Origin of the sequence: Myxococcus xanthus (genome assembly GCF_013116825.1) — a bacterium.
Taxonomy (GTDB): domain Bacteria; phylum Myxococcota; class Myxococcia; order Myxococcales; family Myxococcaceae; genus Myxococcus; species Myxococcus xanthus_B.
This window is the reverse complement of sequence record NZ_JABFNS010000181.1, coordinates 1-14,724: the sequence shown is the minus strand read 5'-3', so window position 1 is coordinate 14,724 and position 14,724 is coordinate 1. Positions and strand designations below refer to the sequence as shown.

11 protein-coding genes and 1 pseudogene are annotated in these 14,724 nt (G+C 70.5%); 9 read left to right on the top strand and 3 right to left on the bottom strand.

The window, feature by feature from the left end; translation table 11 throughout:
- Positions 1–121 precede the first annotated feature (121 nt).
- Positions 122–1,774 (top strand): MbnB/TglH/ChrH family RiPP precursor modification enzyme, encoded by a 1,653-nt coding sequence (locus HNV26_RS34060; protein WP_216612992.1) that lies wholly within the window; start codon positions 122–124, stop codon positions 1,772–1,774.
- 69 nt (positions 1,775–1,843) lie between these two features.
- Positions 1,844–2,479: a uridine kinase gene (gene udk, locus HNV26_RS34055; protein ID WP_171444600.1), complete on the top strand. Its 636-nt coding sequence runs from the start codon at positions 1,844–1,846 to the stop codon at positions 2,477–2,479.
- Here the strand turns inward: udk and HNV26_RS34050 are convergent, their stop codons facing one another.
- Positions 2,480–3,511, bottom strand: a complete 1,032-nt coding sequence (locus HNV26_RS34050; protein WP_171444601.1) for a homoserine O-acetyltransferase family protein — start codon at positions 3,509–3,511, stop codon at positions 2,480–2,482.
- Between the two features lie 51 nt (positions 3,512–3,562).
- Between HNV26_RS34050 and HNV26_RS34045 the strand changes: the two genes are divergently transcribed.
- Positions 3,563–4,477 (top strand): hypothetical protein, encoded by a 915-nt coding sequence (locus HNV26_RS34045; protein ID WP_171444602.1) that lies wholly within the window; start codon positions 3,563–3,565, stop codon positions 4,475–4,477.
- Between the two features lie 13 nt (positions 4,478–4,490).
- Here the strand turns inward: HNV26_RS34045 and HNV26_RS34040 are convergent, their stop codons facing one another.
- Positions 4,491–6,689, bottom strand: a complete 2,199-nt coding sequence (locus HNV26_RS34040) for an outer membrane protein assembly factor BamB family protein (protein ID WP_171452960.1) — start codon at positions 6,687–6,689, stop codon at positions 4,491–4,493.
- A 98-nt stretch (positions 6,690–6,787) separates the two neighbouring features.
- On the opposite strand from HNV26_RS34040, the gene HNV26_RS34035 reads away from it, so the two are divergent.
- The 6 genes from HNV26_RS34035 to HNV26_RS34010 all read left to right on the top strand — a co-directional run bounded on the left by HNV26_RS34035 (position 6,788) and on the right by HNV26_RS34010 (position 13,751).
- Positions 6,788–9,199 (top strand): HTH domain-containing protein, encoded by a 2,412-nt coding sequence (locus HNV26_RS34035; protein ID WP_171445388.1) that lies wholly within the window; start codon positions 6,788–6,790, stop codon positions 9,197–9,199.
- Positions 9,200–9,265: 66 nt separating this feature from the next.
- The gene (locus HNV26_RS34030) at positions 9,266–10,183 is read left to right on the top strand and encodes a HEAT repeat domain-containing protein (RefSeq protein WP_171445387.1); all 918 of its coding nucleotides are present in this window, start codon (positions 9,266–9,268) and stop codon (positions 10,181–10,183) included.
- Positions 10,161–10,796 (top strand): hypothetical protein, encoded by a 636-nt coding sequence (locus HNV26_RS34025; RefSeq protein ID WP_171445386.1) that lies wholly within the window; start codon positions 10,161–10,163, stop codon positions 10,794–10,796. Before HNV26_RS34030 ends, HNV26_RS34025 begins: the two co-directional genes overlap by 23 nt.
- Before the next feature lie 36 nt (positions 10,797–10,832).
- Positions 10,833–11,837 carry a biotin--[acetyl-CoA-carboxylase] ligase gene (locus HNV26_RS34020; protein ID WP_140863526.1) on the top strand — a complete coding sequence of 335 codons (1,005 nt, stop codon included), beginning with the start codon at positions 10,833–10,835 and terminating at the stop codon, positions 11,835–11,837.
- Between the two features lie 13 nt (positions 11,838–11,850).
- Positions 11,851–12,621: a type III pantothenate kinase gene (locus HNV26_RS34015; protein WP_171445385.1), complete on the top strand. Its 771-nt coding sequence runs from the start codon at positions 11,851–11,853 to the stop codon at positions 12,619–12,621.
- Complete coding sequence (locus tag HNV26_RS34010) at positions 12,618–13,751, top strand: hypothetical protein (RefSeq protein ID WP_171445384.1); 1,134 nt, start codon at positions 12,618–12,620, stop codon at positions 13,749–13,751. The genes HNV26_RS34015 and HNV26_RS34010 overlap by 4 nt, the downstream gene beginning before the upstream one ends.
- 51 nt (positions 13,752–13,802) lie before the next feature.
- Here HNV26_RS34010 and HNV26_RS34005 read toward each other — a convergent pair.
- A pseudogene (locus tag HNV26_RS34005) lies at positions 13,803–14,724 on the bottom strand (response regulator); the annotation flags it as partial.

Here is a 14,724-nt window from a genome sequence, read left to right as displayed (position 1 = left end):
GGCATCGGGGCTCCTTGGGGGAGGGGAATCGGCGAGCATACCCGACCTCGGGAGCGTTCATCGCGCCACTGCCCGGCAGTCGCGGGTGGCGGTGGACGCAGGGCGCGTCTACGTTGAGCGCATGACGCATGCGGTTTCCGAGACGTGGACACTGCCCTGGCGGGGCCTGGGGTTGAGCAGCAACCTGAGCGTGGCGGACGTGCCGCAGCCCTACCGCTTGCTGGACGAGTCACCGGGCCTCTTCGACTACGTCGAGTACAGCGCGCCGCTCTCCCTGGAAGAGTCGAAGGCGCACGCCTCGCTGTTCCCGGAGATGTGGCGCCGCCGCCAGGACGTCCCGGTGCTCTTCCATCCCGTCCACCTCAACCTCTGGGGGCCCGCGCTGGAGCCCGTTCAGGCCTTGAAGGATCTGGACGCCCACGCGCGCGCCGTGGAGAGCCCCTGGGTGGGCAACGACGTGGGCTGGTGGCACGTGGATGGGCAGCCCTTCCCGGGCTACCTCTACTTCACGCCGCCCTTCAACGAAGCGGGCCTGGAGGCGTGCGTGTCCCACGCGCTCCATGTCCAGCAACACCTGTCCGTGCCGCTCGCGCTGGAGAACCCCGCGGTGCTCGCGCGGCGCGGGCAGTGGCATGTGCTCGACTTCATGGCGAAGCTGCACGCGCGCACTGGGGCGCCGCTGCTGCTCGACCTGGGGCACCTGCTCAGCCATCAGCTCTCCGCTGGTCTGCCGCTGCACACGGGGCTGGACGGCTTTCCGCTCGACCAGGTCATCGAGCTGCACATCGCCGGAGGCGTGGTGACGCACCGGGGGCCGCGCAGCTTCTATGTGGATGACCACACGCAGCCGGTGCGCGAGGAGCTGTTCGACCTGCTGGCCTCGTTGATTCCGCGCTGCCCCGCGCTGCGCGCCGTCACCTTCGAGGGGGATGGCCACCCGCCCGAGGTCGCCCGGATGTCCTTGCGCCGCCTGCGCCAACTGGTGCCCGCGGGAGCGCGCCCGCCGCTGACCTGGCGCGTACCGGCGGGTGTCGCGGCCGTGCCTCCACTCACGGAGTGCAGCCAGCCCTGGGCCTTGTTCGACGCGGGTTACGCCGCTGCGCCCGCGGCCTCCGTGGAGGACGAAGCGGGCACGCTGGCGGACCAGGACTTCCGCCTGGCCGTGGTCGCGGAGGTCCTAGACCGCGATTGGCCCCTCACGCGGTTGTTGCTCGCGGGCACGCGGGAGGGGTTGGCGGCCTTCACCGGTTCGAAGGAGTACCGGAAGCTCTTCGACTCCGTGGCGCGGACGCCCGGTCAGTCCTTCGCGTCCTGGGCCATGCGCCGCCTGCGCGAGTCACCGGATGAGGGGGCGTCGGCGGCGCTGACGCTGGAGATGCTGCTTCCGTCGCTGTTCACGCGGCGGGTGCCCGCCCCCGCGCCGGGGCAGGTGGGGCTGATGGAGGACGTGCGGGTCGGGTCACTTCCCGTGGACCTGTCCGAACTGGTCCACTCCGCCCGAGCCGTGCGCCGGCACCTCACGGCCCGTGCGTGGGCGTCTGGCACGTTGGAGCTGTCCGGCTTGGATTCGCTGAACCAGGTGGCGCGCCGGCCCGGCCCCGGGCCCTGGTCCTTCGTCGCTCGGCGCAGGGCGGGAGGACCGGAGGTGATGTCGGTGCCCTCGGTCTTGGGTGAATTCCTGGGAATGCTCGCTGTGCGGCCCATGGCGGAGGCGGAGGTAGCCCCTGGGGTGCTGGAGGCGGCGAGGGCGCGAGGGCTGATCCGCCAGGGATAGCGGGAAGAATTGTCCAGGATTGGACCGAACCCTTGCGCTGGTCGTCCTGGTAAGATACGTCGCGCCCACATGGCGTCCCCCCTCGTCGTCGGAATCGCGGGCGGCACCGCGTCCGGCAAGACCACCGTTGCCCGCAAGGTACGCGAGGCATTGGCCGATTGCCGCGTGGCCTTCATCGATCAGGATTCATACTACCGGGACTTGAAGGACCTTCCGCTGGCGGACCGGCGTGAGGTGAACTTCGACCACCCGGATGCCTTCGACAGGGAGCTGCTGGTTCAGCACCTGCAAGCGCTGAAGTCCGGTCAGCCCATCCAGAAGCCCGTCTACGACTTCGTCACTTCGTCGCGCACGCCGCAGACGAAGCAGGTGGACCCCGGCGACATCATCCTCATCGAGGGCATCCTGGTGCTCCACATGAAGGAGGTCCGGGATGAGATGGACGTGAAGATCTACGTCGACGCGGACGACGACCTTCGCATCCTCCGGCGCCTCACCCGCGACATCAAGGACCGCGGCCGCGACTTCGACCACGTGGTGAGCCAGTACCTGCGCCACGTGCGGCCCATGCACATGGGCTTCGTCGAGCCGTCCAAGCACTTCGCGGACATCATCATCCCGCATGGCGGCAACAACGAGATTGCCATCGGCATGTTGGTGGGCGCGCTTCGCGGCAAGCTCTCTGGCGCCGCGAATCGGGACTAGTCAGCACCGCCGCAGGAAGTCGCTCAGCGGGCCATGGAGCCGCTCCGCGTCCTGGAGCAGTGCCGCGTGGTCCCCGGGCCCCGGCAGCTCGAGGAAGCGGGCGCTCACGCCCGCGGCGCTCAGCAGGTGGTAGGTGTCACGCACCCGGTTCACCGGGGCCATGGCATCCGAAGTGCCCGTCACCAGGAGCACCCGCGCGCGGATTCGCGAGAAGCCGTCCGACACGTCACTGCCCGCGTACGCCGAGCACAGCGAGGCCCAGGACACCGCGTCGAAGGCGTCCGCGAAGGCGTCCGCCTCCGCCTCCAGGGCGGCGCGGGCCGCTTCAGGGGCCGGGTACGCGGAGGCCAGGAACTCACGCCCGCAGAGCAGCTTCAGGAAGTCCAGACGCAGCTTGCGCATCGTCTTTCGCGGCGGCGCGTCCAGCGCGTAGAGGCCGTCCCGGTAGTCAGGGTCCGCGCGCAGCACCTGCCAGGACAGGCCCAGCTTCTCGCGCACGCCTTCGGGCAGCGCGCGCGCCGCGCCGATGGCCACCACGCCCTCGGCCAGGTCGGGGAACAGCGACGCCAGTCGCAGCGCTACATGGGCGCCCAGGCCCACGCCCACCAGCGCGCGCACCTTCGTCAGTCCCCGTGCGCGCACCGTGGCCGACACGGCGCGCGCCATGTCCGGCACCGTGAGCGGCGGCAGCTCGAGCCCCCAGCGTTCACCCGACGCGGGGTTCACCGTCGCGGGTGACGTGCTGCCGAAAGGACTGCCGAGCAACCCGGGAGAGAAGACGGGGGTGATGGCGGGGTCCAACGCGAGGTTCGCCCCCACCAGGGCGCGTCCCCAGCCGGAGGGCTGGTATGCCGAATCCTCCGGCGGGCCCAACGCGAGGTGCGAATGCGCGAGGTCGTGCAGCAACACCACCGCTTTGCCGTCTGATGGTTCTCCGTAGGCCGCCCAGGCCACCTGGGGATTGCCCAGCAGCTCTCCTTCCTCCAAGGGAAGGGGCGTGGTGAACAGGTGGGTCCCGGTGGCCTGGATCACGTTGGGGATTTTTCATATCACTGCCGGGACAAAGGCACAGGAGACTGCCGCGTGAAGCGCTACTTCGGAGTCATCGTCATCGTCGCGGGTGTGCTGCTGGCCGCCGTCATGAGTTATCGCAGCGCGAGCGGTCGCGCGCTGGAGGCTCAGCGGGATGCGGATCAGCAACGGATTCACGCGGAGTACCTCGAACGCGTGGGCTGGATGCGCGCCAACCCGGACGAGGCCAGCTACCGTGATGAGCTGAAGCCCTTCTTCAAGAACTACTTCGAGCAGGTGGATGCGCACCTGACTCGTTTCAAGGGGAACACGAAGTTCGACGACTATCTCCTGGAGCTGGAGAAGCGCGAGGAGAGCGGCGCGAAGGATGACCGCGCGAAGGACCGCAAGGCCTTCTACGAGTACACGCGCAAGACGTTCGACAGCATGCGCGAGGGCCGTTACCGCCCGGTGTGGACGGCCACAGACAAGGGTATGCGCCTGGACATCGTCTCCTCCGACGTGGTGATGGTGCTGGGCAAGCCGCAGATCCGCCTGCAGTTGGCGGTGTGGGGCGCGCAGCGCGTGCTCAAGGATGACGGCAAGGTGCTGAAGATGATGACCAGCGCCACGTTCGACACGGTGTGGAAGCTCACGGACGCGAAGGGGAAGCTGCTGGGCGAGATGCGCGGCGCCGACCCGTCCATGAAGATTGACCACCCGGAGCGCTTCGTCCAGGCGTTCCCCCCGCAGATGGTGTTGGGCCATTACGACCTGGACCTGATCCCGAACGAGGTGGCGAAGGTGGAGATGACCATCAACCTCTCCTCCAGCGCGGCGTCGGGCGGCACCGCGGCGTCCACCTACGTGTGGAAGCTGGACGTGCCGTCGGAATGGAAGCTCGGCGCTGGCGAGTCCTGGGAGGGCGCCACCCAGGAAGAGCGGCCCGAGGAGGAGATCGACCCGTCGAAGGCCGCGGCCAACTAGGCCCTCGCGGGGGCTACTCCACCACCGTGAAGTGAGAGCCGAGCCGGTACGCGGACAGCGTGCCGGCGTCGTCCAGGAAGTAGAGGTTGAGGCGCACGTCGGCCTGGATCGCGACGAGCCCCACGCCGGCCTGGACCTCCGCGAGCACCTGTCCGCCGCGGGGGTCCACGGCGCGGACGCGCTCCCCTGGCACCAGCGTGATGTCGCGCGCGGTGTGGGCGGGGAGCGCGTTGATGAGCGGCTCGCCCGCGGCGCCCACGCGCCAGTCCACCGTGCCGGATGCGGCCACCCGGGCGGCGGCGCCCGAGGCGCTCGTCACCACGACCGCGCGGGGGAGGGGCGCCAACGCAAAAGGGCCAGGGCCCAGATTGAGCGGGCGCTCCCAGAGGCGCCGGCCCTTCGCGTCCAGGCAGAGCAGCATGCCTTCGCGCTCGCGCTCTCCGGCGATGAACACCCGCGAGCCCATGGGCAGCGGCGCGGACAGGTGGGACAGGTTCGGCTCATACGTCCACACGGATTCGCCGGTGTGCGCGTCCGCGAGCAGCACGGCCCAGTGCGAGCCGCGGCCCAGCATGGCCAGGAAGCGCCGGCCCCAGGCCACCGGGGGGCCGTGGAACGGCATGGGCGCGCGCATGCGGTAGCGGACCTGTCCATCTTCCAGGTCGAGCCCATAGAGGTAGCCCGAGTCCGTGCCCACCAGCGCGCGGTGTCCCTGGGTGGCCAGCCAACTGCGCTGGGTGCGCGGCGGCGCCAGGCGCCAGACCTCGCGGCCCGTGGCCTCCGCGAAGGCCACGACGGTGCGGTCCTCGGACAAGGTGAGCAGCAGGCCGTCCTTGCGCAGCAGCAGCGGGCCCAGCGGGATTCCGTCGTGGTCATGCAGCCAGCGCGCGCCACCGCCCCGGCCCGTGAAGCCGTAGACACGCGCGATGTCCGCCGCCACCGCGTGGCCATCCGCCGACGCGGCCACGCCCAACGCCGCGGCGCGCTTCCACAACAGCTCTCCGTCCTTTCGAGAGAACGCGGAGGCCAGGTGCGGCGCGCAGTACACCGGTCCGTGCCGGCCCAGCAGCAGCCGCGACTCCTCCGCGTCCGGCAGGCCGCGCTTCTCCCACAGCTTCGCGAAGCGCAGCCGGCGCAAGCGGCCGGGGACCTTCAACGGCCGTGAGGTGCCCTGGCCCGTGGCCCGGGCCTTCTTCTCGCGGGCCGCGCCTTTGGCCTCGGGGGGCTGCACGGGGCCTCGCAGGTGCGAAAGGCCCTCGCGGCAGCGCTCCGCCAGCTCCATCCGGTACGGGTTGGCCACCAGCGCGTGGTCGGCCTCCGCGAAGGCCGCGGCCAGGGACTCGCCCAGATGGAAGAGGGCGGCGGCGAGCGCGGTGCCCGCGAGCGGGAAGGGCGTCCCGGTGCGTCCGGCCTTCGCCTGGCCCGACTTCAGGTCGACCAGGAGTGAAGGCTTCGCGCCCGCGGGCGCCAGTTCGAAGCGGCTTTCGCCCAATTCCACGGCGCGCGCGAGCTCCCCCGCCAGTCGCGACAGCTCCAGCGCCGTCAAGAACGGCGGGCCGGGGACGCGCCAGGCCTCGGGCTTGCCGGGCAGCGACAGCCAGACCTCGCCCGCGGCCAGCAGGGGCGCAAGCAGCCCGGCCGTTCCCCGCGCGGCGCCACGGCTCATGGGCGCCCCGGCGTCCTTGAGTTCGAAGCCGAAGCCCGGGACTTCCGTGGGCTCCACGCGCCGGGGGGCGGGCCGGGCCGGCGCCTCGTCAGGAGGGCGGGCGGGCCGGCTCAGGCCCTTCAGCGGCTCCTTGAGGGCCTGCCCCACGGTGGTGGCGAGCGCCTTGGGCCCAGCCCGGGTGACGTCGGCGAGGAATCGCTCGCCGGCCTCCCGGACCGCCTCCACCAGCTCCTCCAGCTCCACCCGGACGGGCGGGCGCATCAGCCGGGCAGGGCGGGAGAGGTTCGCCACCAGCAGCTCCACCTCTGGCCCCATGCGGCGGAGCACCAGCTCCAGGTGGGCCTCGGGCAGGGAGACCTGGGCCAGTTTCTGACGCCCACCCGCGAGCGCCGCAACTGAGCGCACCAGGGAGGGGACGACTTCTGCTAGAGACTCCTCCACGGCCCCGGACAGAAGGTCCACCCCGTCCAATTCCAGTGCGATGGAATCGAGCGGGGATGCCGCGGGTTCGCGTTTCCAGCGCTGTCCGATGCGTATGCGGGTCATCTTGCGTTCGTTGACAAGCCAGTTTAGCGATGGCTAGCATCCGCCGCCTATACGGACCTACATTTTTGTAACCGTTCGGAATTCCTGGGGAATACTCGATGACATTCTACGAGGCCGCGCTCCGCATCCTGGAGAGCGAAGGTCGTCCCCTCCACTTCCTTGAAATTACCGAGAAGTCCATCCAGCAGAGCCTGCTCTCCCACGTGGGCAAGACGCCTGAGGTGACGATGCTGTCGCGCCTCGCAGCCATGGCGCGCCGCACGCGGGATCGCAAGGTACTTGTGACGGCGAAGGATACCTTCGCGCTGGTTGACTGGTCGATTCCCGAGGACGTCGAGGCACTGGCTCAAACCGGAGTGGTGGAGCCGCATCCTGAAGAAGAGCTGCCGCCGCTGCGTCCGCCGGAGCGTCACCCGGAGCCGCGCACGGACAACGTGCGGGTCGCGGGCCGTGGCAGCGACCGCAAGCGCCGCCGCGACGAGGAAGAGGAGCGTGGCGGTCGCCGCAAGCGCTTCCCGCCGTTGCCCGAGGTGGTGTTCGAGATCCTCAGCGAGTCGGACATCGGGCTGCGCACCGAGCAGATCATCGAGCGCGCCCGGGTCAAGGAGCTGTGCGCCGAGGACACCACGGTGGAGGCGGTGCTCACCGCGCTGCTGGAGGACAACCAGCGTCGCATCGACGCGGGCCGCCGGCCGCAGTACGCCTTCAGCAAGGACTCTGGAGAGGTGTCGCTGGAGCGCGCTGGCGCCCCGAGCGAGGCCCCGCCGCTGGAGCTCCAGGCCGCGTTCGCGCAGGCGCTGGGCATCCCGCTGGAGGCGGGCCGTCCGGTGCTGGGCAAGCCGGCTGCCGCGGGCGAGGCCCCCGCGGATGCCGCGCTGGTGTCCACGCTGCGCGCCGCGCTCAAGGACGCGCGCCGCTCCGTGGCGCGTGGGCTGCGCAAGCGCCTGGGTGAGCTGGACGTCGGTACGTTCGAGAAGTCCGTCGTGAAGATGATGCACGGCCTGGGCTTCCGCGAGCTGAAGGTGGCCAAGCGGTCCAAGGAAGGGCCCTTGCTCACGGCGCGCAAGCGCGAGGGCAGCGTGGAGCTGCGCTACGCGGTGCGCATGCTGAAGGGCGCCCCCGGCATCGACCGCAAGTCGGTGCAGGAGCTGCGGCGTGACCTGGGCCACTACTCGGCGCAGGTGGGCCTGTTGGTGAGCGCGGGTGACGTGCGCGGTGACGCGCGCACCGAGGCGCAGGCCAATGGTTCGCTGGTGATGCTCTGGTGCGGTGACGCGCTGGGCGAGAAGTTCCTGGAAGCGGAGACGGCCGTCTCCGTCACGCAGGTCGCGCTGTACGAGGTCGACGAGAAGTTCTTCGAGGCCGCGAAGCTGGATGCCGAGGAGGCCCAGAAGCGCCGCGAGGAGCGTCAGCGCGAGAAGCAGGCCCGGGAGGGCGAGGAGCCCACCGAGGCCGCGGCGCCGGCGGAGCGCGAGCGTCCGCGTGAGAAGCGCCGCCGTGAGCGTGAGTCGCGCGAGGCCCGTGAGGCTCGTGAAGCCGAGGCCACCGCGGGGGCTTCCACGGAGGAGGCTTCGGCTGCTCCCGCCGGGGAGGCGCGTGAAGCCGCTCCAATTCCGGCCGCGCCGGTCCTGCAGGGCCGTGAGGACGAGGAGGAGGGCGACGACGAGGACGGGGAGGATGACGACCTCGAGGCCGCCAGCGCTTTCGTGGGGGGTGTGCGTCCCGATGGCACCCCCGCGGAGGCTGGTGCCGAAGGGGCACAGGGTGACCGCAAGCGTCGCCGCCGTCGTCGCCGGGGCCGTCGCGGTCGTGGCAGCCGCGCGGGTGAGGCCGGCGCCACCGGAGCTCCTGCTGAGGCCGGGGCTGTTGGAGAGGCCGCCGCCGCGGGTGAGGCAGGCGCTTCGGTTGCGGGCGAGGCGGGTGCCTCCGTTGCTGCCGCCGCTGACGAGGCCGGAGCCTCGGGTGCGGGCGCTGGCGGAGATACGGTTGCCGGGGGCGTCGCTGGAGAGGCGGCTTCTATCGGTGCCACAGGTGTGTCGACTGCCGGAACCGGTGTGACGGGTATCGAGTCTCCTGCTGTCAGCGGTGGTGGCGAGGCACCTCCCGTCTCCGAGTCGGTCGATGCAAGCGCCGACCGTGGCGAGGGCTCGGCTGCTGCCCCAGGTGCCGTGTCGGGCGAAGCGATTGCCTTGGCGGGTGAGGGTGCCAGCTCCGAGGCCGCGTCCGGCGAAGCGGCATCCGCGTCCGTGGGCGTCGCCACGCAGGCAGATGTGTCCGGGACTGTTCCTTCCGAGGGAGCGTCATCGGAGGCTCCGACTTCGGGGCAGGCGCAGGCGGGCGTGCCGGACGGCTCGGCGGGCGAAGTGGCCCCTGGTGCCGCGACGACGACGTCTTCTGGGGTCGTGGAGGTCGCACAGCCCAGCGAGCCTGCTGCCTCTCCTGCCGACAGTGAGTCGTCCGCTGACTCGTCCGTGCCCCCCAAGGGGCCGTCCGAGGAGCGCGATAGCTGACGCGGCACTCCAGGAGGTGAGGGATTGGTCGGCGCCGTCGCTCTCCAGGTGTTACCCTGGGGAGCGATGAAGCCGGTCCTGTTGCTCGCCTCCTGCGTCGTCCTGCTGCTCGGTGCCTGCCGGTGGCAGTCGCCGCGCTACCCGGTGGCGCCGGTGGAACTCTCTGGAGCCACCCTGCGGGACAACGCCCTGCTGGGCCTGGCTCCCGAGGGCGTGGCCACGCTCTTCACCGCCGCCCTGAAGGACTCCGGCCGTTTCGAGCAGAAAGGCGCGGATGCGCCTCGTGAGGAGCGGCCCTGGCGCATGACGCTGGACGTGCCCTTCACCCGCGAAGTGCTGAAGGACGGTGACCCGCGCAGCTTCGCCGAAGTGGGGGCCAACCTGGTCCTGGAGCGCTTCGGTGGGAGTCTGCCCCAGCGCTACGAGCTGGTCGGGCTCGGAGAGGCGCCCGTCGAGGAGGACTCGCCCGCGGGACGGCAGCTGGCCATGCGCACGGCACTGGCCAACGTCCTGCGCCAGGTGACCGAGTCCGCTGTCATGCAGCTGACGGCGCTGGACCGCTCCGATGAAGCGCTGGTGCTGGACCTCAAGGCCACGGACTCGCGGGTGCGGGAGTTCAGCCTGCGCACCCTGGCGGAACGGCAGCACCCGGCGGCCGCGCCGCTGCTCATCGACCGGCTCAAGGAAGCGACCGACGCAGAGACGGTGCGCAGGACGATGGGCTCGCTCGTGGAGATGAAGGCGCGGGCCGCCGTGCCCGTGCTCATCGACCTGGCGCGTGGCCGTGACCTGGGCTTTGTGCAGGAGATTGTCTTCGCGGTGGGTGAAATCGGTGGCCCAGAGGCGGAGGCCTATCTCTACACGATGGCGCAGGGGCACGATGCGCCCGCCGTCCAGGCCGCCGCGCAACAGGCGCTGGACACGCTCTACGCATCACGTAAGCACTCACCTGCGGAGGCGCGTGGCCCCAGCCGCGCGGACTGACATCGACATGAAGCGTTCATTCGGCATGGGCGGGGCCGCGGTGCTGGCGGCCCTGGTGCTGGGCACGGGCTGTTCCAAGAACGTCGACGCGGCGGCGGGCGCGAGCGCCAGCACCGAGGACGTGTCCGCGTACTACCCGCTCGCGGTGGGCAACAGCTGGACCTACCGGCTCAACGGCCGCGACGACAAACAAGTCACCGTGGAGATTCTCAAGGAAGAGGCCGGCGTCTTCCATGACAACCAGGGCGGTCAGCTCTCGCTGGACGGCTACGGCTTGAGAGATCCCAAGCGCTACCTGCTGCGCGGTCCGGTGAGGACCGGCCACTCGTGGACGAACGTGGTGTCCGTGTCCTCCACGGAGCGCTACCACATCGTCCAGGCGGGGGAGTCCTGTAAGACGCCCGCGGGCACCTTCCCGCGCTGTGTCCAGGTGGAGGGCCGCAACCGGGCGGACGCCAAGACCACGTTGGTGAACACGATGACGTTCGCGCCTGGCGTCGGCGTGGTGCGCATCGAAATGGCCGTGGAGGCCAACGGCCAGATGGTGCCGCAGGACACCCTGGAGCTGACGGCCTGGCAGCTCCGGGACGGCGCGGCGCCGCCTTCGGGCTGATGCTGATACGGTGGAGACTCTCCACGAGGTGCCGCTGTGGCCGCCAATGCGAACGAGCAGACCCAGGAAGAGCTCATCCTGAGCTTCCTGTCGGAAAGCGGGGGCGATTACACCTCCGGTGAGGCGCTCTCCAGCAAGCTGGGCCTGTCGCGCACGGCGGTGTGGAAGCACGTGGAGGCCCTGCGCGCGAAGGGGTACCGCATCGAGGCGGTGTCCGCGCGAGGCTACCGGCTGGTGGCCGTGCCGGACCGGCTCACCTCGCTCGAGGTGGGCCCGCTGCTGGACACCCACGACCTGGGCCGCACCATCCACCACCACGACTCGCTGCCTTCCACCAACGAGAAGGCCTTCCGCCTGGCCCAGGACGGCGCCAGGCACGGTGAGGTCGTGGTGGCCGAGCAGCAGACCGCGGGCAAGGGGCGCCGGGGCCGCACCTGGGTGTCCCCGCCGGGCCTCAACCTCTACTTCTCCGCCATCCTTCGTCCGGGCCTGCCGCCCCAGCGCGCGCCAGAGCTGACGTTGGTGGCGGCCGTGGCGCTGGCGGAGTCGCTGCGCGACGCGGGCGTGGAGGCCGCCATCAAGTGGCCCAATGACGTCCACATCGACGGCCTCAAGGTCGCGGGAATCCTCACCGAGCTGTCCGCGGAACCCGAGCGCGTGCACTTCGTCATCGTGGGCGTGGGGGTCAATCTCAACTCCCAGGCCGAACACTTCCCGGAGGAGCTGCGGGCCACCGCCACGTCGGTGTCGCTGGCCCTGGGGCAGCCGGTACACCGGGCTCGCTTCGCCGCGTCGCTCTGGACGCGGCTGGAGGAGTGGCTGGACCTCTACCTGGACACGGGCTTCGACGCGGTGCGTGCCCGCTGGAAGGCGCTGTCCTCCACGCTGGGGCAGGACGTGCTGGTGCGCACCGACCGGCAAGAGCTGCGGGGACGGGCCGAGGACATCGACCCATCCGGGGCGCTGCTGGTCCGGACGGCGGAGGGCTCGCTCGAGCGCGTGTTGGCGGGCGACGTGGAGCAGCTGCGCCCACGGCGGTAGAGTGCGCGGTGTGATGCTCCTGGCCATCGACGTCGGCAACACCAACACAGTGCTCGGAGTGTTCGAGGGCCGGCGCCTGCTCGACCACTGGCGCGTGGAGACCAGCACGCGCCGCACCTCGGATGAGTACGGCATCCTGCTCCGGCAGCTCTTCACCCATCGCGGCATCGACCCGATGAAGGTGACCGCGGTCGTCGTCTCCAGCGTGGTGCCGCCGCTCCAGTCCAACCTGGAGAAGATGAGCGAGCGGTACTTCCGCGTCCGTCCCATGTTCATCGGGCCCGGCGTGAAGACGGGCATGCCCATCCTCTACGACAACCCCCGGGAGGTGGGCGCGGACCGCATCGTCAACGCGGTGTCCGCCTACGAGAGGCACCACGCTGGCGTGGTGGTCGTGGACTTCGGTACCGCGACGACGTTCGACGCGGTGTCGCCGAAGGGGGAGTACCTGGGGGGCTGCATCTGCCCCGGCATCAACATCTCCATGGAGGCGCTGTTCCAGAATGCCTCCAAGTTGCCGCGCGTGGAGTTCGCGCGGCCGCCGCATGTCATCGGGCGCAACACCGTGCACTCCATGCAGGCCGGGCTCGTCTACGGCTACGTGGGCATGGTGGACGGCATCTGCGCCCGCATGCAGGCCGAACTGGGTTTCCCGGTGAAGGTCGTCGCCACCGGAGGGCTCGCGTCGCTCGTGGCCAGCGAGTCCAAGGCCATCCACCAGGTGGATGAGTTCCTCACGCTCGAGGGCCTGCGCATCATCTACGGAAGGAATCACGCGTCATGACCACTGCCGCTCCCAACGCCGTCCCGGCGCCGCCTCCGGGCTGTCCCTTCGATGCGGAGTTCCTGCCGCCCAACCTGCGCAAGCACGTGGACCCCGCTGCGCCGGTGCCGCTGCGGATGATGGCGGCGAAGTCGCTCATTCCGCTCAGCCCCTCCGACATGGTGGGCGCGCTCTACATGCTCACGTTCGACCCGGACGCGAACGTGCGCGAGACGGCCGCGAAGACGGCCGCGGGGCTGCCGGACAGGATTCTGGGCTCCGCGCTGCGTGACGAAGAGGTGCAGCCGCAGGTGCTCGGCTTCCTCCTGGGGCTCGTGAAGGGCAACGAGGCCTACGCGGAGATGCTGGTCCTCAACGCCAGCACGCCGGACGACGCGGTGGCGGACGTGGCGAAGGACTGCGGCCCGAAGCTGGCGGAGATCATCGGGCAGAACCAGCTCCGCCTGCTGCGCCACGAGGACATCCTCCGGAACCTCTGCGCCAACGCGAGCGCGCCGGTGTCGCTCGTCGACAACGTCTGCGACTTCGCGGTGCGCAGCGGGCTGACGCTGGTGGACGTGCCGCAGATGAAGGCCGCGCGCGTGCGCGTCTTCGGCCCCGAGGCCGCGGAGGCGCCGCCGCCGCAGGGCCCCACCGCGGAGGAGGTGCTCCAGGAGTTCCAGGAGGCCGCGGACGAGTCCGCCGCGCCCATGGAAGAGGGCAAGCGCCTGACGCTGGCCCAGCGCGTGATGCGCATGTCCATCGCGGAGAAGATCAAGCTGGCCACGCTGGGCAACAAGGAAGCCCGCACCGCGCTCATCCGCGAGACGAACAAGCTGGTGGCGGTGGCCGTCATCCGCAGCCCGCGCATCACCGACGGTGAGGTGCTTTCGTGCGCCGCCAACCGCGCGATGATGGATGACGTGCTGCGCGTCATCTACAACAACCGCGAGTGGACGAAGAACCACAAGGTGAAGATGGCGCTGGTGAAGAACCCCAAGGTCCCGCTCACCGTCACCATGAAGTTCCTCAACTCGTTCCGCGACGCCGAGCTGAAGGACCTCAGCCGCGACAAGAACGTGCCCGCGGCCGTGCAGGGCTTCGCGAAGAAGCTGCACGAGAAGAAGACGACCCCGAAGAAGCAGGGGTAGGGGCTGGCAGTGCCCCGGGCACGGCGGGCCCGGGGCGCGCGGCTCGTACGGCTAGGCCGCGGCTTCGCTGGCGTCGTCCGCCACCGAGGACGCGGGCTCGTCCAGGAGCTGCTGCGCGATGACGAGCGCCTTCTTCGTCTTCTCGCGCAGCTTCTCCTCGCTCTTGATGCGCGCGTAGAGGCGCGTCACGCGCTCCTCGTTGCGGGCCGTGGCGGCCTCCAGCTCGGCGATGCGTCCGCGCAGCTCGTCGGCCTCCGCGCTGGCGCGGCTGCCCTGCTCGGACAGCTCCACCTGGGCCTGGCCCAACTGGACGCGCAGATCCTCGGCCTCATGCTGCGCGGCCTGGACGTCCGCCTCCAACTGCCCCGCGCGAGCGCGCAGCTCCTCCAGCTCCGCGGCGTAGGCATGCGCCTGGGCCTGGTGCTGGTCCAGCTCCGCCTGCAGCGCGGTGAGCTGCGCGGACGCGCTCCGGGCCTCTTCCTTGGCGGCGGCCAGCTGCTGGTCCACGCGCTTGCGGTCCGTGGCGAGCGACTCCGCCCGGGCGGTCAGCGTCTTGAGCTGGGCGTCGCGCTGGGCGAGCTCGGACTCGGCGGTGCTGGCCTTCTGCTCCAGCTCCAGGCTCTGGTCCTTGAGCTCGATGATCTCCTGGTCCTTCTGATTCAGCTCCGTCTTGAGGCGGAGGATCTCCTTGTCCTTCTTGTTGGCCGCGTCGCGGAGGGCGAAGGTGTCCTTGTCGTTCTTCCCCGAGGACGCCCGGGCTGTCTCCAGCTCCGTGGCCTGGCTCTCCAGCTGCGCCTCCAGGTCACGCACGCGCTCCTCGGCGTGGGACGCCACGCCACGGGAGTCGTCGAGCTCGGCCTGGAGTTCGGCCACCTTCGCGCGCAGGCTGCGCAGCTCCGCGGCGTCGGCCGCGGGCGCCACCGCGACGGGCGGCGGGGCAGGGCGGGCCGGCGCGGTGCTGGCTCTTATACAC